The organism is Bacillus sp. LK2 (assembly GCF_001043575.1).
In the GTDB taxonomy this organism is placed as follows: Bacteria; Bacillota; Bacilli; order Bacillales; family Bacillaceae_G; genus Bacillus_A; species Bacillus_A paramycoides.
The window spans coordinates 404,552-427,412 of sequence record NZ_LDUK01000021.1; the positions used below are offsets into that span (position 1 = coordinate 404,552).

Here is a 22,861-nt window from a genome sequence, read left to right on the forward strand (position 1 = left end):
AATTCATTACAAAACAAGAGTGCATAATACATCCTCAAATGATAGAATTATTAATATATTGTAAAGTGAAAGAGGTAAAAATAATGGAGACTTGTGCAGATGTTTTAATCGTTATCGATTTACAAAATGGCGTATGTTACAACGGAGACCATTTATTTGATTTACAAAATTTACTCACTAAAGTAAATAATAGAATCGCCTTATATCGAGAATTACATAAACCAATCATTTTTGTTCAACACTGCGATGAAGAATTAGTACCTGAAGAAGAACTTTGGGCTATTCATGCCAATCTAGATGTTCAAGAACAAGATTTTTTTGTAAGAAAAACACATGCAAATTCATTTTATAAAACAAACTTAAAAGAGATTTTAGACAAATTATCTGTACATCGCATTGAATTTTGCGGTGCCCAAACAGAATACTGTATGGATGCTACAATTAAATTTTCTCATGGATTAGGATACGAAAACTTCATGGTACAGAAAGCAACCTCTACTCTGAATAATTCATTTATGTCTGCACAAGAGACGATTGATTTTTATGAGAATATATGGAACAACAGATTTTTAAAGTTGATAAGAAATGAACTCTAGAATAAATGATTAATGACTTGATCATGCTAAGATTTATCAGCTACACTCAAGTATTTCATTATCACCATAAAGAAGCTGATTACATTCGGCTTCTTTTATTTTAACCTGTTTTATATTCTATATATAACATTATAATTCCTTTTTTGCATTATTTTAAAAATTTTGTATATTCATTTGAAAGAATAAGAAAATCATGATAAAATTGTGTTACAAATATATCTATATCTTTCAATTTTTAAAACGCATCAAAATTTTCACCCAAAAATATCATTTTACAAAACTGTACAAATTTATCTATTTTATTTACATCAGGGTCTCTTTTCTTACAATTTCTTTACTTTAGGACTTTTTTTCTGCAACAACTGTTTTCTTTTCTCTAATTTTTTGGTATGTATAGTATGGTATAACAGCTCACACGGAGGTGGAAAAGAACATGTTAGAAACCTTTCAAAAAGAAATAGAACTATATGAAAGCAATGCAGAATTATTGAAAGTGCTTGCTCATCCTGTTCGCTTATGTATTGTAAAGGGATTAATTGAACGTGGCCCAAGCAACGTTTCTACAATGTACACAGGCTTAAACATGCCACAATCTACAATTTCACAGCATTTAGCAAAGTTAAAAAGTGCTAAAATCGTTTCTAGTGAAAGAAAAGGATTAGAAATTTACTACAAAGTAGAAAACGAAACAATTATTCAACTCGTTCGCGTATTATTAGGTTAGGGACCAATAGACAGAGAAAAAGAACGTATTCTATATTTTTCATCTCATATCTTTAATATAAATATATATCATGAGAGGAAATATATAATACTACATAAGTCGTATTAAAAAACAAGACACAGAAATAGGCTGTGTCTTGTTTTTTTCATATTGTTAAATACCGATTCAAATGTAATTTTTGCATATCTTTTGTATGTATAACAACATCAAAGGCACTCCCTAGCCCTCCGTTCAAAATCATAGAACGAACTGCTCGATTTTGTTTTTGAGTTTCAGAAAAAGGATTCGTATCTTGATGACTCGTAAGCTGCTCTAATATTCCTGCAGCTAACAAAAACTCAGATTGCTTCTTATGCCATACTACACTCATTCCTTGAAGGCTAAAAATCTCCTTCAGCTCATCCCAATGAATATGAGTAGTAAGATCCATTTCACCTGGATGTGCTAGAGGATTACGTATTAGTTTATGTTGGTAATACCCTCGTAAACTTCCTTCGTGATGTGCAGGATGCATCCATTCTTCTTTTGTGTATCCATAATCAACTGTAATACATATACCTCTCTGAAACCATTTCGCAATCTCTTCTATATACTCTTCCATTGCAATAGGCACTTCAAAACGCTGTCCTTCCGCAATATGAATGTTATATTTCAATAAGTAACGACCGATTTTTTTCTCTATCGGTCTAAATACTTCTGCAAGGTTCCCATCATCTGTATACGTGATACGTACTTCATACAAAATTCCATTTCTTTTCTCAACTACTTCAACAGGAAACGCATCAAATAATTCATTCGAAAAAATAATCCCTTCGAAAGACTCTCCTATTTCAATATAAGATGTATAATACGACACATTATTAAATGAGCAAAGACTCTCCTGCTGTAATTTTCTATGAAAAGGGCTCACTTCAATAATTGAATAGTTTACATTAATAAAAGTTTCCGGAGATAATTGTTTCCATTCTTGTAAAACATCATAGGCAAATTTTCCTGTTCCCCCACCAATCTCACAAATATTTGGAGAAACTTCACCATTTTCAACAAGACGAATAAAAAACTTAGCAAAAGTTTTTGCAAAAACAGAGGATACGTTGCTACTTGTAAAAAAATCCCCTTGCCTTCCAATCTTGTCACGTTCCTTCATATAATAGCCATGTTCTTCTGTATACAATACGAGGTTCATATACGTACTATATGAAATTGAATAATCCTTCTCTTTCCCCATCCATTCTCTTAAAATGAGCTCCATCCCCATAATGACTCCTTATTGTAAAAATGGATTATTTTCTTTTTCAAAACCAATGCTTGTTTCTGGACCATGTCCACATAGCACCGCTGTTTCATCTGGTAATACAAATAATTTCTCTTCAATGCTTCCAATTAATTCGGCAAAGCTTCCGCCAGGTAAATCTGTTCTTCCGATGCTCATTTGGAATAATACATCACCAGAAAATACAGCATTTGCCTCTTTACAATAATAAGAAATGCTCCCTGGAGAATGTCCTGGCGTCTCAAAAATTTCAAAATTAAATGAACCAATTGTTAATGCGCCCTCTGCATCAATAATATGATCTGCTGGTTTTGCTGTAATACTGCGGTTCATCATAAAAATTTGTGATCCATTCACAGTTGCATCCCCTAACCAATCCGCTTCTTCTTTATGTACGTATACAGGAATATGAAAAGCGTCTCTTACCGCATCAACAGCACCAATATGATCAAAATGAGCATGTGTTAATAAAACCGCCAGCGGTTTTATTTGTTCTTCTTGTAAATATGTAACAAGTTTCGCTCCTTCATGACCAGGATCAAAGATAATACACTCATTTTGATCGTTCATTAAAATATAAGCATTTGTTTGTAATGGGCCTAACGGCATTTGTGTCCATTTCATATAAAAATCTCCTCCAGTTATTAAACTTACTTTTAATGATACAACATTTCTTTCTCTTAGGAAAAGAAAGGATGCTATCTCGACAATCATTTTTAAAACATGTACAATATAAAAGAGTAAATATTCCAAAAACTCATTATAATAATGGGTAGACAGAGGAGGATATTGTATGGGCCTTGTTATTATTTTTGCGCTAGTCACTCTGTTAGCTGTATTTGCTACACTTAGAACACTTCGTGAAAAAAACTTATTCGCGAGCGGCTTTGCTATTGCAACTGTACTCGTTTTCGGATGGTTTACAATCATGACTGTTCTCTATAGTGGGTACCCACCAACAGCTTAATTCATTTGCAGTTTTATTCTTCATCAAGATTTCGCATAAAAAGAGGAAGGGCTGCCCCTTCCTCTTCTCATATTTCACTACTTATATCATCTTTGCCTCGTATTTGTGCTTTTTTACAAGCCACGCTCCTCCAATAACACCAGCATCATTGCCAAGTGTTGCAATGGCTAACTTCGTGCTCTTTACAGCGCGTGAGAAAGCATATTGCTCAAAGTAGCGTTGAATTGGCTCTAATAGTGCGTCACCAGCTTTAGATACGCCACCACCAATTACAATTTTCTCAGGGTTCAACGTACTAGAAAGGTTTGCTACAGCTAATCCTAAATAAGAAGCTACTTTTTCTACTACTTCGCCTGCTAGTTCATCACCTTGTCCATGTGCTTCAAATACATCTTTTGATGTAATACGCCCCTCTTCTGCTAACATAGAACGTAACATACTCTCTTTATCAGTCTCTTGTATTTTTTGCATAGCAACACGCACAATACCCGTTGCAGATGCTACTGTTTCTAAGCAACCAGACTTCCCGCAATTACATGGGAAAGCATTCTCTGTTACTACTGTAATATGTCCAATCTCACCGGCAGCACCGCTTACACCGTGTACAATCTCACCATTGGCGATTACACCGCCACCAACACCAGTGCCAAGTGTCATACAAATTAAATCTTTTGCTCCTTCACCAGCACCTTTCCACATTTCACCAAGCGCCGCTAAGTTTGCATCATTATCAATAACAACAGGTAACCCTGTTTCTACTTCTAGTAAATCTTTTAACGGATAGTTTTTCCATCCTAAATTAACCGCTTCATAGATCATTCCAGATGCCACATGTACAGGACCAGGAGCTCCCATACCAATACCAATCAACTTGCTTTTTAATTCACCTAACTCTTCTAACTTTTTATCGATAGCTTTCGCTACATCAAGTGTAATATGTTTTCCTTGCTCATTTGTATTCGTAGGGATTTCCCACTTATGTAAAATTTCACCGTACACATTAATAAATGCTAATTTAATCGTTGTACCACCAAGGTCAACACCAACCAACCATTTCTCTTCCATGCTGCTTACCTACCTTTATCTAATTCTTATTTATCTCTTTTTGAATTTCTTGCTTCAACAAAAATAAAGCTGTTTGATAGTCTTGTGGATCGATTAGCTGTGATTGATTTAATTCACGTAGCTCATCTTGCATTAATTGTAAATCAGCGATCCGATCACCCGTATAAATAATCGTGCCAAATTTCTTTAGCAATTGCTGAATATCATAAATGGATATCATTTTATCACCCTCTATGCTCACTTACTATAAAAAATTATAATAAGAAAACGTTCACATATTTTATTATAATCAAGAAGAAAAAGTCTCGTCAATTTTTATTTGTCTATACAAGCCCATTTATAACCATTGTTCCTTTTTCTGTAATAATTTTTTCTACATTTTTATCAAATGGCTCTACCGGAATATGTTTTACTATTTGAAAATCATAAGCTAATGATAGCGTTTTCCCTTTATAATGCACGAGGTAACGATCATAATAGCCCCCACCATATCCAATCCGTTCTCCTCGCTGCGTATAAGCTACGCCTGGCACGATTTGAAGATTAATTTTATCCGTATCCACTTCTTCTGTAAGCATAGGGATCGGTTCACGCAAATTCATATATACCGTTTCTAATTGTTCAAAATTACTAATTTGCCGGAAAGACATCGTCCTTGTCCCTCTATTACACTTCGGGACAACTACTTTCTTTCCTTCTTTCCACGCTTTTTCAATAATAGGATATGTATCCACTTCATGTTCCATTGAGAGAGTTATTCCGATTGTTTTAGCTTCAACCCACTCTTTTTGCACATACAACGAAACTGCAATTTGTTCCGATAAAGTTATATACTGTTCTTCTGATAAAGAATTCATGTGTTCTATTATTTGTTTACGCAAACGTATTTTCTCTTCCTTCACACACTTTTCCCCCTTGCAGTGACACTTTACTCTACGAAGATAGTGTATCACTTTTAACGTAGGAATCGCATAAAAAAAAAGAAACAGTAGGAAAATATTCCTACTGCTTACTTTGTTTCACGGTGTAACGTAGACTTCTTGTCACGCTTGCAATACTTTTTAAGCTCAATACGCTCAGCGTTGTTACGTTTATTTTTCTTTGAGATATAGTTACGATCTCCGCATTCTGTACATGCTAGAGTAATATTCACACGCATTCTTATTTCCCTCCAGTCACTAATAACTTAAATCAGACTATACTATAATACCACTTTTAAAATAAAAATTCTACACCTTTTGATATTGTCTAATTTTTTCTATAAGATTTTTCATGTTTTCCCTTGCTATTAATGGGTTTCTAGCATGTGAATACACCAAAAATTTTGGTTGTTTTGTATCAGAAACGATATAAGACCACTCTTTTTCTGTATATTTGAACTGTATTCCTTCTAATATCCCTTCTTCTTTTCTTTCCATATCGTCCAATAATTTCCTCATTACTTCCCCTTTTTCTTTCCACGAACATACAACTTCATCATAAAGTAGATAAAGTGGAGGTGATTTCTCTACTATGCTAACTAACGTTTTTCCTTGCAACGCTATTAATTCAAATAATTTTCCAATTCGATATAAAATATCTCTCTTCCATCTTATTTGAAAAGGTTTTTTTCCATCATGCATATAAAAGAGAAGATAACATTCTCCTAACTTCAAAGACATTGGGTAAATATTACCTGCAGATTCGAGTAATAAATCTGGAATACCTACTTCTTCAAAATCAGTCCCTTGGTAAATATTACTATGATTATCATATAATTCGAAGTGATTTCCGTGCTCAGAGAACATAAGCGCCATATTTGCTTTACTCGATTTCATCAAAGCTTTCACATGATCTTTTTGTTCACTCGCATAAATCCATGTAACTGTGCACCCAAGCCTTTGTAGAAAGAGCATAAGTAAATGTTGTAACATATCATTTCTCTTATTAATAAGAAGATGAAACCTCTGTTTTTGTATCGTTTCAATATCAATGCGCTCTAATACAGCTTCTACATAATTATCTAAAGAAACGTGAACCTGTTTATTTCGGCCCATTTCTTTCTCACAGACGTAATAAAACGACTCAGACATATATACTTGTTCTATCGCTTTTTGCTGCTTATACGTCAACAACGTGCCATCCTTACCATACAGCTGTATTACAATGCCTCTTTCGCTTTCCACTTGAATGAAAACTCCACCTGCACATTGCAAATTATGAATGGCATACTGAAAAAGTGACTCATTCATTTCTTTACATTCCATCGTATGAATCCCGATACCATGAATGGCATGGAGGAATAAATTTTTAAAGGAAGTTGTTTCTATATTTTCCTGACTTCCGATTAATATACTCTCCCCCTTTGTCAAAAGAGATCCATAAGCCATTGCAGCTTTCACAATAAATTGAGGGGTAATTTCAACATTACCTCTTCCTACAATCCGGCTTTTTTGTAGCCATCCTGCACTCTTTTCACTCTCTTGAACACCGGCAGAACCTACTACTGAATGACTATCTATCTCCTTATATGGCCATAGTTTTCCTTTTTGCTTAATTACTGTACTTTTCCCGATATGACAATGGTCCGCTACAATACTTTTTTGAAAGAGTGTAACGTCATCTTCGACCATTGTATGCTCTCCTATTGTTGTTTCTAATAACTCACAATTTTTTCCTATATGAGCATTCGCAAAAACAATACTTTTTTGAAGATGAGAATAACTTGAAACGATACTATTTTTTCCGATAATAGAGTACGGTTCAATTACAGCCCCCGCACCAATCATTGCTCCTTCTCCAATAAAAGAAGGACCATGAATTTTCGTCCCTTTCCCAATTGTTACACCTTCCCCCATCCACACCATCGGTAATACTTCTGTATATGGAATAGGTACTTTCAATTTTTTCGTCAACAAATCGAATTGTGCTTGCCGATATTGATCAAATGTACCAATATCTAGCCAATAATCTTCTGATAAATATGCAAATAACGCGTTTTTATTTGCCAATAACGGAAACACATCATGACTGAAATCAAAAAATTCCATGGATGGTATGTAAGAAAAAATTTCCGGCTCCATTATATAAATACCTGTATTCACAACATTAGAAACAACCTCATTCCAACTCGGTTTCTCTATATATCGTATAACTTCTTGTTCTTTATTCATTACAACTAACCCAAAGGAGAGTGGATTTTCTACTTCTTTCGCAAACATCGTTACCATTCTCTTCTTCTGTTCATGAAATGCAATTCCTTCTGACAATTGAAAGTCAGTTAGTGCATCCCCACTAATAACAACAAATGTTTCATCTAAAAAACTTTCCGCTTGCTTAATGCTTCCTGCTGTTCCAAGCGGAGGAGAGTCTTCAAAATAATACAAGTCAACTCCCCATTTACTACCATCACCAAAGTATTGCTTAATGGCAGTACTCATATATTGAACTGTAATTGCAATTTCACGAATACCATGCTGACGTAATAATTCAATATTGTATTCAAGAACTGGTTTTTCTAACAACGGTAACATCGGTTTTGGAGTATTACACGTTAATGGTCTAAGGCGTCTCCCTTTTCCTCCAGCTAAAATAACCCCCTTCATATACTTCAGCCTCCACTTATATAATGTTTCAATAACTCCGTATACCATATGTATATCATTTCCCCCGCATTAACTGGCAGTTAATGCCCGATTGGTGCGGACTAATAATCAGTGTGAGATAAAAATAAAAACCACTCATTTAAGTTTCACTTTATACATGAATGTATCTTTTAAATTCCAGCCAAAAGAAAGCGCTTACTATTAACTTGGTAAAATTATTAATAAGACATTATTAACAATTATGTACTTATTTTTCCATTAATTATGATACATCTTATCATCATAAACTAAAGGAAACAACGAGCTTTTTTTGTCATGTTTTGACTAAAAAAAGCAGGTGATTTCTCATCACCTACTTTTTTCCCTACTCATTCAATAAATAATGCTTTCCTTTTACTAAATAAAATACATTCTCAGCAATATTTGTAATATGATCTGCTACACGCTCAATATATCTTGCAACAAAGGATAGTTGTGTAATTTGTGTAATCGCTTCTGGTTGCCCAGGGATAGAAGATATAAATTCACGAATCGCCTTTCCATATATTTCATCAACTGAGTCATCCATTTCAGCAATTTGTTTAGCCAAAGTTAAATTTTCTTGCTCGTATGCTTCTAATGCTAAATTTAACATTTTATGAGCAATCTCAAACATTTCCTCAAGATTATGCAAGCTAACAACCACTTCTTTTTCTCCAAGACGAATTGTTGATTTCGCAATATTAACAGCATGGTCTGCAATACGTTCTAAGTCTGTCGCTGTTTTAATTGAAATGAAAATTCTTCTTAAATCACTTGCTACAGGCTGCTGTTTTGTAATAAGCATAAGCGCAAGGTCATTTATTTCCTCTTCTAAATTATCCATGCGATAATCCCCATCAATGACTTCTAACGCTTTCTCTACATCCCTGTTGTGAAGACCTTCCATAGCAATTAATAAAGCTTCTCTTGCTAACTCACCAAGTTCAATCACCTTTTGCTGTAACGTTTTTAAGTCACCTTGAAACTGTTCTCTTACCATTGTTTCTTCCCCCTCAATATTATGTGTCATTATATATTAATCCCCTATCTAGCCTCTAATATATTTATTAAGGCTTTGAGATAAAAGAAATATTACTTCCCTTTAAAATGAGGTAAAAATAAGAAACGCCCTCTGTTAAGAGGGCATTTACTCTTAGCCTTACAACGATATCAACCAAATCGTCCTGTAATGTAGTCTTCTGTACGCTTATCTGCAGGTGTTGTAAATAGTTTGTTTGTCTCTGTATATTCCACAACTTCCCCACTTAAGAAGAAAGCAGTTTTATCTGAAATACGTGCTGCTTGTTGCATGTTGTGCGTTACGATAACAATACTAAAATCTTTCTTTAACTCCTGAATTAGTTCTTCTACTTTTAATGTTGAAATTGGATCTAGCGCCGATGTTGGCTCATCCATTAAAATAACGTCTGGCTCAATCGCTAAGCAGCGTGCAATACATAGACGTTGTTGCTGTCCACCAGATAAACCGTAGGCGTTATCATGCAAACGGTCTTTTAACTCATCCCAAATCGCTGCCCCGCGCAAGCTTTTTTCAACGATTTCATCAAGTGTTTTTTTATCACGAATACCATGAATTTTCGGACCATATGCTACATTTTCATAAATAGATTTTGGGAATGGATTTGGCTTTTGGAACACCATTCCCACATGCGTACGCAATTCTTCAACCGGATATGACTTATCAAATATGTTTCGTTCCCTATATTCGATAACACCTGTAGTTCGAACTATAGGCACTAACTCTACCATTCGATTTAGCGTTTTTAAGTACGTTGATTTACCGCAACCACTTGGACCGATAATTGCTGTAACTTCATTCTCATGAATACTTAAATTGATATCTTTTAAAGCGTGATCTTCTCCGTACCATAAGTTTAAATTTTTCGTATCAAATACTACTTTCTTTGGTGCTGTCTCGATTTTCTCTTCATTTTTCACCTGTACATTTACTACTGTTGCTACCATTTGAATTCCCCTTTCATCCACTTCCAACTTATTTTCGATTTCGTAACCATAAGACAAATATATTTATAAAGAGCAGCAATCCTAGCAAAACAATCATCCCAGCTGCTGCTACATACTGAAATTCTTCTTGTGGTCTACTCATCCAATTAAAAATTTGAATTGGTAAAACCGTAAATCTATCAAGCATACTGAACGGAACATAATTTGCAAATGCAAGTGCCCCAATAACTAACAATGGTGCTGCTTCACCAATTGCTCTTGATACCGCTAAAGTACATCCCGTTACAATCCCTGGCAAAGCTGCCGGCAATACAATTTGATACATTGTTTGCCACTTCGTAGCACCTAATCCGTAAGAAGCCTCTAATAATGAACTCGGTACAGCTCGAATCGCTTCTTGACTCGCTACAACAACAGTTGGTAAGACGAGCAAGCTCATTGTCAGTGCCGCCGCGACTATGCTCTCTCCTAAGTGGAGAGCATATACAAAAATAGTTAATCCGAGTAAACCAAACACAACGGAAGGTACCCCTGCTAACGTTTGGTTATTTAGTTCTATTAACTTTTTAAAGACGGAGTCCTTCGCGTAATGCTCTAAATAAAGAGCTGTTCCGACTCCAAATATAAAAGAGACCGGTATAACAATGCTCATAAATAATACTGTCCCTGATAAAGAAGCAGCAATCCCTGCTTCTTTCGGATTACGTGACGCGAAGTTTGTAAAGAAATCTATTGAAAGATAACTTATACCCTTTTCAAAAATTTGAACCAGCAATATAAAAAGTATTGCTACAGAAAACAAAATTGCTATATAAAAAAACAACTTGTAAATTCGATCTTTCAAAAAACGTGATGCCATATTTTCTTGTATTTTTTTATGGTTTAGCATCCGCATATTATGTCACCTTCCTAAAACGGCGCATAATATATTGCGAAATAATATTCATAAAAAAAGTAAACATAAATAGCGTCGCACCTACAGCATACATGCTGTAATAAGTAATTGTTCCGTGCGGAGCATCCCCTAAACTCACTTGTACAATATATGCTGTTAATGTTTGAATGGAATGGGTCGGATCTATCGATACATTAGGTGTTGATCCGGCTGCAATAACAACAATCATCGTTTCACCAATTGCTCTAGAAGCTGCTAATATAATCGCTGCCATTATACCCGTAAAAGCTGATGGAAACACCACTTGTTTGACCATCTCAAAACGAGTTGCTCCTAGTGCTAACGAGGCTTCTTTAATGCCTTTTGCCACAGCTCTCATCGCATCTTCAGAGAGAGACGCAATCGTAGGTATCATCATAAAACCTATAACGATGCCTGGGCTAATAGCATTAAAGAACTGCAAATCTGGTATAATCCGTTGTAAAAGTGGTGTGACAACTGTTAATGCGAAAAAGCCATATACAATTGTCGGGATGCCTGCTAATAGTTCTAACAACGGTTTTAGTATTTTCCGGGCACCATTTGAAGCATATTCACTTAAAAATACGGCACAACCTAAACCAATAGGAATTGCTACAACCATAGCAATTGCTGTTACAAGAATTGTTCCACATATAAGTGGTAATATACCGAATTTCGGATCTTCAAAAAAAGGTAACCATTCTTTCTCAGTCAAAAAAGAATACAATGGTATCTTTTGAAAAAACATAATTGTTTCATTTGCCAACGTAATAATAATTCCAAGTGTCGTTACAATGGACACGCTAGCAATTGCTTTTAGTATTAACGGAACAATTCGATTGATTCGCTGCGTTTTTCTTCTTCTATTTGTATTTCTCTCAATCAAATGTTGTACAGAAAATGTAATTTGACTTTTGTCATTATGAGCCAAAGATGAAAACCCCTTTCCACCCTGACATTACCTTTTTATTTCTGTTAACATTCGCAGCTGTTCATTATATTTTTCTTCTGGTATTTTTACATATCCGACCTCTTCAGCAAGCTTTCCAACATGCTTAATCATAAACTCAACATAATTTGCTACACTACTTTTATTTCGGATGGATGCATGATTCACATAAGTAAAGAGCGGCCTAGATAATGGCTTATACGTACCCGATTGAATGGTCTCTTTCGTTGGAAATACACCATTCACTTTTATTGCTTTCACCTTATCTCGATTGGCCATATAATAAGCATATCCTACAAAAGCAATGGCATTTTTATCATTCATTACCCCTTGCAAAATAACTTGATCGTCTTCAGACAAAGAGACCATTTTTACAAGGCGATTTTTTTGTAAGATGACATTTTGAAAATAATCATAAGTACCAGAGTCTACGCCTGGCGCATAAAATTTCACTTGTTCACGCGGCCATGATGAATGAATTTGTGACCACCGTTTTAAGCATCCATCTTCACTCCATAATAGACGTAACTCGTCTATCGTCATATTGTTTACCCACGTATTTTGACGATTTACAACAATCGTAAGACCATCGTAAGCAACCTCAAACGGTGTAAACTGAATAGCGTTTTTCTTCATCGCATTTTCTTCTACCTGTTTCATCACTCTCGAAGCATTGTTTATATCTACTTCTCCTTTACTGAAACGATTAAATCCTCCTCCTGTCCCAGAAATACTAATAGAAATTTTCACGTTTGGATGAACCTTTGTATATTCCTCTGCTACTGCCTCTATAATAGGAAAAACCGTTGAGGATCCATCAACTCTCACTTCTCCCATTTCATTTGAAGCAAATGCAGTAGACATGCTACAACAAAGGAAACATGTCGATAATGTCAAAACTTTAATCGAAACGCTCATCCATTTCACGTGTTCTTCCTCCTAGAAGTAACCGGAAATAACAGGATTACAGATATAAGAATACTGCTAAACTATTAATTCGGTTTTAATTGTTTGTAAAAGTTTTGTAAAGTTCCACAAAAATTACTATACATACAAATTTGATCTAAAGTTTTGTGATTTAGGTGCAGAAGCTTTTCTAATCATCCATAAAGTGAAACTTTAATCAGTGTGGGCCTTCCATCCCCTACTGATTATTAGCCCTCACCAATCGGGCTTTTGTGGGATAAAACTGTTATCTTCCTATCACGCAGGACAATACACGAATGTACGCATTCATCTTGTTATTTTTGAAACTATGTGCTGTTTTTTAACACTTTATGCTTGTCCACATTTACTAAACCATATGCATAAAGCATAAAAAAAAGCACACTATCTTTTCAGATAGTGTGCTTTTTTTACAACTTTTTTATTCATCACCTTGCGTATTATTTTTTTTCTCTTTTTCATCTTTTGGAGCTTCACCAGTTAATGCTTGTTTTTTCAAATCAAAGTAAGCGTCCATTATTTCACGACCAATATATCCATTAATTCCTGTTTTATCATCATGTACCCACGGCACAACAACAGAGAATGCTACTTCCGGGTCTTCAAGTGGCGCATAACCTACTAATGTTAAGTTATAGGTTTCAACACGCTCACCGTTTGCTTTTCTACCAATCTCTTTATCTCCGCCATATACAGTTTGAGCGGTACCCGTTTTCCCAGCTGCCTTATATGGTGCACCTGTAAAGTATTTTGTAGCTGTACCACCTGAATCGTTAAACACTTGTCTAAATCCTTCTTGAACACGTTTAATTTGCGATTCAGGCATATCAACACGATTTAACACTTTCGGTTCCATGGATTGAACAACTTTTCCAATTTCCTCTGGCTTCGCCGATGGCTGACGAATTTCCTTTACAACTTGCGGTTGCATACGATATCCACCATTGGCAATCGTCGAAATATATTGCGCTAATTGGAGCGGTGTATACGCATCATACTGTCCAATTGCTAAATCTAATAAGAAACCTGGTTGATTTCCTTTACCTATTTGACCAGCAGTTTCATTTGGTAAATCAATGCCTGTTTTTACACCAAGTCCAAACTGACCAAAATAGTAACGCATAGTATCGAATGCGCTTTGCGGAATATCTAACGTACCGCCTCGCACATATGGAACCCCAGCGATATTCATCGCTGTTTTAAACATATAAACGTTAGAAGACATTTTTAACGCTGTAAGGTCATTAATATACCCCATCGTTTTCCAAGATGACTTCGTAGGTGTACCTTTTAATTTAATTGGTTCATCTAATTGTACTGCCCCTGGCTGAATCGCACCAGTTTGATATCCAGTAAGTAATGTTGCACCTTTTACAGTTGAACCCATCGGATAAGTACTTGTCATGGTACCTAACGCAAAGTCATTTACTTTCGTTTCGCCGCCTTCATTCACTAATTGTTTCCCCGCCATAGATAAAACTTCACCATTTTTTGGATTCATCATTACAACGAATGCACGGTCTAAAAGGGGTTCGCTCCCTTTAAATTTCATTAAGTTTTTCGTAATAATCTCTTCTACACGCTTCTGTAATTCCATATCAATTGTTAAATTGAGGTCATTACCTCGTTGTCCTTGTGACACATTAATAGTTTCTAAAATATTACCGTCTTTATCTGTAACATTTTTCACTTCGGATTTTGTACCGTGTAAGCTATCTTCGTACTGTTGCTCAAGGTAACTTTTTCCTACGCGATCGTTACGATTATAATCGCGAACAAGATAGTAATCTAATCTCTCTCTCGGTAACCCCTCATCAGAAGAAGTTACACCACCAAGTACACTTCGGAACATATCATCATACTTATATTTTCGCTCCCAGTCAACATTTGTATCTACACCTGGTAGCTTCGCTAAATTCTCACTAATAATCGCGTACTCTTCTTCTGTTGCACCTTTTTTAACGATTTGCGGCGTCATTGCATATCCGCTTTCCATCTTACTTTTAATTGCAAGTATTTCTAAATCTTTTGCTGATAATTGATTAATCTCTTCTTCTGTCACACGATTTCGTTGACGCTCATCAAATTCTTTATCGTCAATTTTATTCGCTTTTAACTCTTCACGATCTTTTTTTGTGATTTTTCCCTCTGCTTCTTTTTTATGTAAAGAAAGCCAGTAATCTTTTTTATCGCGATCTGTTAACTTATCTGTTGGGACTTCAATTAAATCTGCTAACTTTTTCGCCGTTTCTAAGCGATCCGGTGCAGTTGATCCCTTCATTTTTGTAAATGTAATGGTACGAATAGGCTCATTATCTACGACAGGTTGTCCATTACGATCAAATATTTTCCCGCGCGGTACAGGATTACTAATCGTTGAATTTTCTTTTTTCTCAACTTCATTTTTATATTCCTCACCACGAACAATTTGTACGTATCCAAGCCTTACAATAACCGCGGAGAACATTAAAAACACGCAAAAAAACAACACGTTTAATCGAAAAGGAACGTGGGTCTTTTTCTTTGTTTGCTTCTGTTTCTTGCTCATACAAACCCCCTCTACCAACAGCTATGTAATGTGAAAGGGACACCTTCATACAGGTGTCCTCACTGCTGTCTTACATCTTTTTCTATTCTAGCATAAAACAAGCGAGAAGTTAACCTTCTGGTTCAGTTTGATTCTGCGTGGCTCCTTGCGCTACAACACTTGTTTTATCCGCATTTCCCTCATCATATTTGACATTTTTAACCGCAAAATAAATAAGAAAATGTCCAGCTCCTAAAATACATAGTAAGAACGGTAAACTTTTTTCAGGAGGAAAGAATATTACAGCACATAAAAAACTTAAAATGGAACAAATTCTTCCGGCATTTAACCATAATTCCCTGACAACTACATATTCTACACGCCATTCTCTCGCCTGTTTTGCTCTACCAATTACATCGTATGTCATGGATCCGTACGGAACGAGTAAAATAGGATATGCAATCGCGATACATGCTGCATAAATAAGTAATTTCGTGTATGTAACATTGAAAATAACTAAAAATACAACCGCATATAAAATAATGCCCCCAATTAAAATTGCTTTTTTTCGCCATTCTTTCTTTAACATACGGGCGACTAAATAATAGCATACAAATGATACAGCTGAATTAACTAAACTATATTTCCCTAATGCGAACTCACTACCAGATGCTAAATAGACGTATACCGAAATAACGAAAATAAACGTTCCTTCTCTCAAACCTTGGAAGAAGTGAGCGCGTGTAATTCCTCCCCAGTTTTTATCAACTTGCCGCTCTTTCAATACTTGCACAATTTCATAGCGCCCTTCACATTCCCTCTTTGATAAAAAAAAGCTTAGAACGACTGCAATCGCAAATAGCATTAACGAGAGGAAGAAAACGACAGTATAACCACTCCATTTTTCCATACGTGAAATTGTATATCCTGCTGCTATCGGCCCAATCATTCCAGAGAAAGATGTAAGAAGTCCGAGAAAACCGTTAAAAAAATCTCTTGTTTCTGGTTCTGTAATCTCAAATGTCAACAAGTTAAAAGCGAGCCAATAAAAACCGTAACCAACTCCTAAAAGGGCTCCCATTAGTAAAATATAGTGAGATGCACTTTTTCCCGCTACTAAAACAACGATAAAAAAAACAGCTAACGTGCCTACGCCTATTCGCAATAAAATCGAGCGATCAATACGCTTCGCTAATTTCCCGCCCACAAGAAATGTTAGAGGTTGCAATACAACGCTGGCCAAATTATACAAGCCCAGATTCACATAATTTTGTGTTTGCTTCCATAAATAAATGTTTACAAACGTATTCGATAAAGAAATTGCGAGCGTGTATAAACCTCCTATAACGAGCAATAATACTAAATCTCGATTCACTTCAACATCACCAATTACATGTTTCCACTTCATACACAACTCTCCTTTACTTCATGTTCTAGTCTTCCAAAGACAAGCCCAATTATGTAAAAAGAGAGCATAGAAAAAAGCTAGGAGAAAACTCCTAGCTTTTTTCTATCTGTATTAACTTTAATTATTTTGCTTCTTGGTAAAGTTTTTCAGCAGCGTTCCAATCTACAACGTTCCAGAATGCACCGATGTAGTCAGGACGACGGTTTTGGTAATTTAAGTAGTATGCATGCTCCCAAACATCTAAACCGATAACTGGAGTTTTACCTTCAGTTAGAGGAGAATCTTGGTTTGGAGTGCTTGTTACTTCTAGCTCACCATTGTTTACTACTAACCATGCCCAACCAGAACCGAAGCGAGTTGCGCCAGCTTTTGCGAATTCTTCTTTGAATGCATCGAAGCTACCGAATTTCGCTTCAATCGCAGTTGCAAGTTCGCCTACTGGTTGTCCGCCACCGTTTGGAGATAGGATTGTCCAGAAGAATGTGTGGTTAGCATGTCCGCCACCATTGTTACGTACTGCTGTACGGATTGCTTCTGGTACTTCGTTTAAGTTTGCAACTAATTCTTCAACGCTTTTGTCAGCTAATTCTGCATGACCTTCTAAAGCAGCGTTTAAGTTTGTAATATACGTGTTGTGATGTTTTGTATGATGGATGTTCATTGTTTCTTTATCAAAGTGAGGTTCTAAAGCATCATACGCATAAGGTAAATTTGGTAATTCGTGTTTTGCCATTGTTATATTCCTCCCGGTTTATGTATTGTCACTACATATGTGACATACAACTTCATTCTACCCTAATTGCCATAGGGTGCAAACAACTAAATCGCTTTGTCTTGCTATCATTAAAGTAGCAAAATTCCCACTTCTTTTCAATTAAAATGCTCATATATTCCGTAAAAAAAGCTCCCTTCTACAAGGAAGCTTCCTGCTGACATAATAAACATGTGAAATGGATATGGACCCTGTAGGACTCGAACCTACGACCGGACGGTTATGAGCCGTCTGCTCTAACCAGCTGAGCTAAGGGTCCACAATTATGTATATGACATTGAAAAACAACTAAATTCCTATCGGATATTTTGTTTGAGAAATGTAAGATAAATTTACCATATACAAAAGAAAAGTGTCAATTGCATTTTTCTTCTTCAAAAGTAGAAAATTAATAAGAAGAAATTTAGTCCTCTCTACTATATGTAAATATAATATATCTTGAGCTTCTCTAGATTCGTACGTTACAATGATTTTATACATACATAAAGGAAGTGAATCTATGTCCATATTTACCCAAATAGCAAAAAGCGTATATTCGCCTAAAGATATGGCGCTTTTCCGATTTCAAAAAATCGGTAAAACCATTTTGTATATTATGCTCCTTTGCCTAATCACTACTATTCCAAGAACTTTCTTGTACGGTAGCGTTATTCAAGATGGCGTTAACATGGTAAATCAAGTAATCGAAAAAGATTTACCTGATTTTAAAATTGAAAATGGTGAGCTCAAAGCTGATATCGATCAACCTATCGAAAAAGAAGATGGAAATGCACTTTTCGTATTTGATCCAAATTCAACAGACCTAGAAAAATATCAAAATAAAACAGGTTTATTTGTTTTAAAAGATAAAGTAGTCTCCATGGGAAATGGCCAAACACAAACATACTCCTATAATGACTTATTAGGTGCATCTCTTGAGAAGAAAGATTTACAAGATTTCATTTCTTTATTTGACAGTATTTATCCAATCTTATTATTCGTTATTGGGTTTTTACTGTATTTGTTCCAATTATTTATTACCTTTGTAGGAGTTACGTTACTTGCCTTCATCGGTTCTGCCATGAGTGGTCAGCGCAAATTATCTTATAAACAAGTTTGGACATTAACTGCTTACAGCTACACAATTCCAACAATCTTCTTTATGATTATGGATTTATTCAAAATAAACGTACCTGGTGCAACGTTTATTTACATTGCAGTTGTTTTAATCGTTCTATACTTAACGATTAAAGAAGTTCCAAAACCGAAAGAAAAACAAGAATTATAAAAAAAATGCCTAAATAGGCATTTTTTTTTTGGACAAGCATATATTCCTAGCAAAGGAGTGAAGGATATGAAGAGATTAGGTATACTCTTATTCGTGCTTGTTCTCGGTTATATATTTTATTACGATATAAAAATCGGTACTTTACCGATGTTAAGTTCATACAAAAAAACAACTGCTGCCCAAACAATAAATAAAGAAAATACAGATACAAAACAAAATAAAGAGAAAGAAACAGAAAAAGAAGCAGATGCAGCGTATAAAGCAATTGAAGTAAAAACTGGTGATACGGTTCTTTCTATTACAGAAGCAATTAATAAGAAAAAAATTCCTTCTATTGAAAAGGTAATTGATGATTTTAAACAATTAAATAAAAATACATCTGCCACAAAAATTCAAGTTGGAAAGTCTTATAAATTCCCCTTATATCAATAAGTAATCACTTAATCCTTGTCAATTATATAAAGGCGCTGATACAATAGTAAAAGTGAAACCGAGTACTTTGGTTTCTATAGCCCTTTCTCACACATACTATCATTGATGTAAGGGACTAAAATAAGAAACTTCTTTTATAAGGAGAGCGATCTATTCGTGAATGAAATGACTCATCGTACAAAAACACGTCCAGTTAAAGTCGGTAATTTAACAATTGGCGGTAACAATGAATTAATTATACAAAGTATGACGACAACAAAAACACATGATGTTGAGGCTACAGTTGCTGAAATTAAACGTTTAGAAGAAGCTGGCTGTCAAGTCGTCCGTGTTGCTGTTCCAGACGAACGCGCAGCAAATGCTATTGCTGATATTAAAAAACAAATCAACATTCCACTTGTTGCTGATATTCATTTTGATTATCGCCTTGCTTTAAAAGCAATCGAAGGCGGCATTGATAAAGTACGTATCAATCCAGGTAACATTGGACGTCGCCATAAAGTAGAAGCTGTTGTAAACGCTGCGAAAGAGCGCGGTATTCCAATCCGTATCGGTGTAAATGCTGGTTCATTAGAACGTCACATTTTAGAGAAATATGGATACCCAACTGCTGACGGTATGGTTGAGAGTGCACTGCACCATATTAAAATTTTAGAGGACTTAGATTTCCACGATATTATCGTATCAATGAAAGCCTCTGATGTTAACTTAGCAATTGAAGCATACGAAAAAGCTGCTCGTGCTTTTGATTATCCATTACATTTAGGTATTACAGAATCAGGAACATTGTTTGCTGGAACTGTAAAAAGCGCCGCTGGTCTTGGAGCAATTTTAAGTAAAGGTATCGGAAATACACTTCGTATCTCATTAAGTGCTGATCCAGTGGAAGAGGTAAAAGTTGCTCGTGAACTATTAAAGTCATTCGGTCTTGCATCTAATGCCGCAACACTTATTTCTTGTCCAACTTGTGGTCGTATTGAGATTGATTTAATTAGCATCGCTAATGAAGTAGAAGAATACATCTCTACACTTCAAGTTCCAATTAAGGTTGCAGTACTTGGCTGCGCTGTAAACGGTCCTGGTGAAGCTCGTGAAGCTGATATCGGTATTGCAGGTGCACGCGGAGAAGGTTTATTATTCCGTAAAGGGCAAGTCGTTCGTAAAGTACCAGAAGAAACAATGGTAGAAGAACTGAAAAAAGAAATCGATGTAATCGCTGCTGAAATGGCTGCCGAACGAGATAAAGAAAAAGAAACACAAGAACAATAAAAAAGAAGGTTGTCCACAATTTTTGTGAGCAACCTTCTTTTTACATTTAAATCAAAAACTCGTCAGTTATATAACCGACGAGTCTCTCATTTTGCACATTTTGGACAACGACCATATATTTCAAACTTATGCCCTGTTACCTCATAACCTTTAAAATCTTTATTCATAAAATCCATTGGGCAGGAAGTAATTTCTTTCGTACCACCACAATCTAAACAAATGAAATGGTGATGATGTTCCATAATAGAGCATGTAAAACGAAAATGTTTTTCACCACTTAATTCCGTTTGTTCTAAAACACCAATTTCAGCAAAAACCGTTAAGTTACGATAAATCGTATCAAAACTAAGCCCTGGATAATCATCCTTCATATGTTCTAAAACATCTTTCGCAGTTAAATAACGATTATGCGCCGCGAATAATCTTAGCATCTCTTCCCTTTTCCCCGTATGTTTGTATCCTTTTTCTTTCATTAGGCGTAAAGCTTCTGTTAGATTCATACCTATCCCTACTTTATGCAGTTTTTTTCTTCTTCCATAAAATCGCACCGATTAAAATAAGAACTGCTATCATAACAATTGTACCACCTGGTGCTAGATCAAGTTGATACGAAGCAAACATTCCACCAATTACTGCAATTTCACCAAATAAAATGGAAAAGAAAATTGTTTGTTTAAATCCTTTAGCAATACGAATACTTGCTGCAACTGGTAACGTCATTAATGATGATACGAGAAGAACACCTACAACACGCATTGATACGGCAATTACAAGAGCAACTAATATAATGAAGATAAAGTGAATCCACTTTGCACTCAAACCGGTTGATACAGCGTATTCCTCATCAAATGATAGTAAAAACAACTCTTTGTATAATAAAACAATCGTTGCAATAACAACAATTGCTACTATACCAATAATAATTAAATCCGTGCTTGTTACAGCACTTACACTACCAAATAAATAACTAAATAAATCCGTATTGAATCCATTAGCAAGTGAAATGAAGATAACTCCAATCCCCATCCCAGCTGAAAGTATAATGGGAATTGCTAACTCTTGATAATGTTTATATACAGTACGTAATTTTTCAATTAGCAATGCTCCACCGATTGAAAAAAACATTCCCATATATAGAGGGTTTAAAAACCCACCAGTAAAGATTGTCTTTTCAAGTAATAAACTTGCTGCAATTCCTGATAATGTCACATGACTTAATGCATCCGCAATAAGCGACATGCGGCGAATCACAACGAACACGCCGATAAGCGGTGCGACAAGCCCTATTAAAATACCCGCGTATAAAGAATTACGTAAAAAATCATATTGTAAAAAATCCTGTATCATTATATCCTCCCGTGATGCTCATGTTCTAAGCGATGAACATGATGTCCATATAAAATCGACATTTCTGCATCTTCTAACTCTCGGAATTTCTCTACATTCCCATGGAAATGCAAATGTTGGTTTAAGCATGCAACATGTGTTACTTTTTCAGTAACAGCTCCCATATCATGAGTAACAAGAATTAACGTGATTCCTAATCTTTTGTTTAAGTCCTCTAGTATCTCATAGAAACTTTCCACATTTTTCACATCGATCCCAACAGTAGGCTCGTCCAAAATAAGCAATTCTGGATCACTTACAAGTGCACGAGCAATAAATACACGTTGTTGTTGCCCACCAGAAAGTTCTCCAATATTACGTCCTTGAAACTCGCTCATACCTACATCAGCAATTGCTTTTTCTACTTTCTCCTTATCGTCTTTCGTAAAAAAGCGAAAAAGACCTTTTTTCGAAACAAGTCCCATTGAAACAACCTCAAAAACAGTTGCCGGGAAACCTGAGTTAAAGCTGTTTGCCTTTTGAGATACATAACCAACTTTATTCCACTCTTTGAATTTTTTACTATCAATGCCAAACAATCGAATATTTCCTTGCTTCGGCTTTAAAACACCCAATAAACATTTAAGTAAAGTCGATTTCCCTGAACCATTCGGTCCAACTAAACCTAAAAAAGCTCCCTTCGGAACTTGCAAATTAATATCTTCTAACACGTTTCGATCTTCATATCGAAACGTTAGCCCTTCTATTTCCAATATATTATTCATAGCATCTCACCTATTTTAATTCAGAATGATTCCGATTTATCTCTATTTG

Annotated in this window: 24 protein-coding genes and 1 tRNA gene; 6 read left to right on the forward strand and 19 right to left on the reverse strand. The window is 35.4% G+C overall.

Annotated elements, in window-relative coordinates; translation table 11 throughout:
- The first annotated feature begins 83 nt into the window (after positions 1–83).
- Positions 84–596 (forward strand): cysteine hydrolase family protein, encoded by a 513-nt coding sequence (locus VK90_RS17075; protein WP_002173465.1) that lies wholly within the window; start codon positions 84–86, stop codon positions 594–596.
- A 433-nt stretch (positions 597–1,029) separates the two neighbouring features.
- Complete coding sequence (locus VK90_RS17080; protein WP_000894375.1) at positions 1,030–1,320, forward strand: ArsR/SmtB family transcription factor; 291 nt, start codon at positions 1,030–1,032, stop codon at positions 1,318–1,320.
- Positions 1,321–1,465: 145 nt separating this feature from the next.
- Here the strand turns inward: VK90_RS17080 and VK90_RS17085 are convergent, their stop codons facing one another.
- Positions 1,466–2,578 carry a class I SAM-dependent methyltransferase gene (locus tag VK90_RS17085; RefSeq protein WP_048374193.1) on the reverse strand — a complete coding sequence of 371 codons (1,113 nt, stop codon included), beginning with the start codon at positions 2,576–2,578 and terminating at the stop codon, positions 1,466–1,468.
- Between the two features lie 9 nt (positions 2,579–2,587).
- Positions 2,588–3,217, reverse strand: a complete 630-nt coding sequence (locus VK90_RS17090) for an MBL fold metallo-hydrolase (RefSeq protein WP_048374194.1) — start codon at positions 3,215–3,217, stop codon at positions 2,588–2,590.
- A 169-nt stretch (positions 3,218–3,386) separates the two neighbouring features.
- Here VK90_RS17090 and VK90_RS28830 point away from each other — a divergent pair, with 169 nt between their 5' ends.
- Complete coding sequence (locus VK90_RS28830; RefSeq protein WP_025147434.1) at positions 3,387–3,560, forward strand: DUF2759 domain-containing protein; 174 nt, start codon at positions 3,387–3,389, stop codon at positions 3,558–3,560.
- Positions 3,561–3,641: 81 nt separating this feature from the next.
- On the opposite strand, the gene glcK is transcribed toward VK90_RS28830, so the two are convergent.
- From glcK to VK90_RS17165, 14 genes are all read right to left on the reverse strand, one after another.
- The gene (glcK, locus tag VK90_RS17100) at positions 3,642–4,625 is read right to left on the reverse strand and encodes a glucokinase (protein ID WP_002173469.1); all 984 of its coding nucleotides are present in this window, start codon (positions 4,623–4,625) and stop codon (positions 3,642–3,644) included.
- A gap of 19 nt (positions 4,626–4,644) precedes the next feature.
- Positions 4,645–4,845 carry a YqgQ family protein gene (locus VK90_RS17105; RefSeq protein ID WP_002173470.1) on the reverse strand — a complete coding sequence of 67 codons (201 nt, stop codon included), beginning with the start codon at positions 4,843–4,845 and terminating at the stop codon, positions 4,645–4,647.
- Positions 4,846–4,948: 103 nt separating this feature from the next.
- Complete coding sequence (locus tag VK90_RS17110; protein ID WP_048374195.1) at positions 4,949–5,527, reverse strand: 5-formyltetrahydrofolate cyclo-ligase; 579 nt, start codon at positions 5,525–5,527, stop codon at positions 4,949–4,951.
- 107 nt (positions 5,528–5,634) lie between these two features.
- Positions 5,635–5,784: a 50S ribosomal protein L33 gene (gene rpmG / locus VK90_RS17115; RefSeq protein ID WP_001265616.1), complete on the reverse strand. Its 150-nt coding sequence runs from the start codon at positions 5,782–5,784 to the stop codon at positions 5,635–5,637.
- A 70-nt stretch (positions 5,785–5,854) separates the two neighbouring features.
- The gene (locus VK90_RS17120) at positions 5,855–8,209 is read right to left on the reverse strand and encodes a sugar phosphate nucleotidyltransferase (RefSeq protein ID WP_048374196.1); all 2,355 of its coding nucleotides are present in this window, start codon (positions 8,207–8,209) and stop codon (positions 5,855–5,857) included.
- A 364-nt stretch (positions 8,210–8,573) separates the two neighbouring features.
- A complete protein-coding gene (gene phoU, locus VK90_RS17125; RefSeq protein WP_025147431.1) occupies positions 8,574–9,230 on the reverse strand; it encodes a phosphate signaling complex protein PhoU in 657 nt (218 codons plus the stop codon).
- Between the two features lie 170 nt (positions 9,231–9,400).
- Positions 9,401–10,216, reverse strand: coding sequence for a phosphate ABC transporter ATP-binding protein (gene pstB / locus VK90_RS17130; RefSeq protein WP_025147430.1), 816 nt, complete (start codon positions 10,214–10,216; stop codon positions 9,401–9,403).
- A gap of 28 nt (positions 10,217–10,244) precedes the next feature.
- Positions 10,245–11,111 carry a phosphate ABC transporter permease PstA gene (pstA, locus tag VK90_RS17135; protein ID WP_048374197.1) on the reverse strand — a complete coding sequence of 289 codons (867 nt, stop codon included), beginning with the start codon at positions 11,109–11,111 and terminating at the stop codon, positions 10,245–10,247.
- A gap of 1 nt (position 11,112) precedes the next feature.
- On the reverse strand, positions 11,113–12,063 hold the full coding sequence (gene pstC / locus VK90_RS17140) for a phosphate ABC transporter permease subunit PstC (RefSeq protein ID WP_048374198.1): 951 nt from the start codon (positions 12,061–12,063) through the stop codon (positions 11,113–11,115).
- Between the two features lie 27 nt (positions 12,064–12,090).
- Positions 12,091–13,008 (reverse strand): PstS family phosphate ABC transporter substrate-binding protein, encoded by a 918-nt coding sequence (locus VK90_RS17145; protein ID WP_048374199.1) that lies wholly within the window; start codon positions 13,006–13,008, stop codon positions 12,091–12,093.
- A 439-nt stretch (positions 13,009–13,447) separates the two neighbouring features.
- Entirely contained in the window at positions 13,448–15,574 is a 2,127-nt protein-coding gene (locus VK90_RS17150) for a peptidoglycan D,D-transpeptidase FtsI family protein (protein ID WP_048374200.1), read from the reverse strand.
- Positions 15,575–15,683: 109 nt separating this feature from the next.
- Positions 15,684–16,961: an MFS transporter gene (locus VK90_RS17155; RefSeq protein ID WP_002173479.1), complete on the reverse strand. Its 1,278-nt coding sequence runs from the start codon at positions 16,959–16,961 to the stop codon at positions 15,684–15,686.
- Positions 16,962–17,082: 121 nt separating this feature from the next.
- Entirely contained in the window at positions 17,083–17,694 is a 612-nt protein-coding gene (sodA, locus tag VK90_RS17160) for a superoxide dismutase [Mn] (RefSeq protein ID WP_002173480.1), read from the reverse strand.
- Between the two features lie 224 nt (positions 17,695–17,918).
- Positions 17,919–17,992 (reverse strand) — tRNA-Ile (locus VK90_RS17165).
- A gap of 240 nt (positions 17,993–18,232) precedes the next feature.
- Here VK90_RS17165 and yqgB point away from each other — a divergent pair.
- The 3 genes from yqgB (at position 18,233) to ispG (ending at position 20,701) form a co-directional block, all read left to right on the forward strand.
- Positions 18,233–19,000: a protein YqgB gene (yqgB, locus tag VK90_RS17170; protein WP_002173481.1), complete on the forward strand. Its 768-nt coding sequence runs from the start codon at positions 18,233–18,235 to the stop codon at positions 18,998–19,000.
- A 66-nt stretch (positions 19,001–19,066) separates the two neighbouring features.
- Positions 19,067–19,432, forward strand: coding sequence for a hypothetical protein (locus tag VK90_RS17175; protein ID WP_002173482.1), 366 nt, complete (start codon positions 19,067–19,069; stop codon positions 19,430–19,432).
- Between the two features lie 165 nt (positions 19,433–19,597).
- Complete coding sequence (ispG, locus tag VK90_RS17180) at positions 19,598–20,701, forward strand: flavodoxin-dependent (E)-4-hydroxy-3-methylbut-2-enyl-diphosphate synthase (protein ID WP_162861751.1); 1,104 nt, start codon at positions 19,598–19,600, stop codon at positions 20,699–20,701.
- 86 nt (positions 20,702–20,787) lie between these two features.
- On the opposite strand, the gene VK90_RS17185 is transcribed toward ispG, so the two are convergent.
- From VK90_RS17185 to VK90_RS17195, 3 genes are read right to left on the reverse strand one after another with little or no spacing between them, the layout of a single operon-like run.
- A complete protein-coding gene (locus tag VK90_RS17185; protein WP_025147421.1) occupies positions 20,788–21,201 on the reverse strand; it encodes a Fur family transcriptional regulator in 414 nt (137 codons plus the stop codon).
- A gap of 13 nt (positions 21,202–21,214) precedes the next feature.
- Positions 21,215–22,048 (reverse strand): metal ABC transporter permease, encoded by an 834-nt coding sequence (locus VK90_RS17190; protein WP_048374201.1) that lies wholly within the window; start codon positions 22,046–22,048, stop codon positions 21,215–21,217.
- Positions 22,048–22,812: a metal ABC transporter ATP-binding protein gene (locus tag VK90_RS17195; protein ID WP_048374202.1), complete on the reverse strand. Its 765-nt coding sequence runs from the start codon at positions 22,810–22,812 to the stop codon at positions 22,048–22,050. The genes VK90_RS17190 and VK90_RS17195 overlap by 1 nt, the downstream gene beginning before the upstream one ends.
- Between the last annotated feature and the right edge of the window lie 49 nt (positions 22,813–22,861).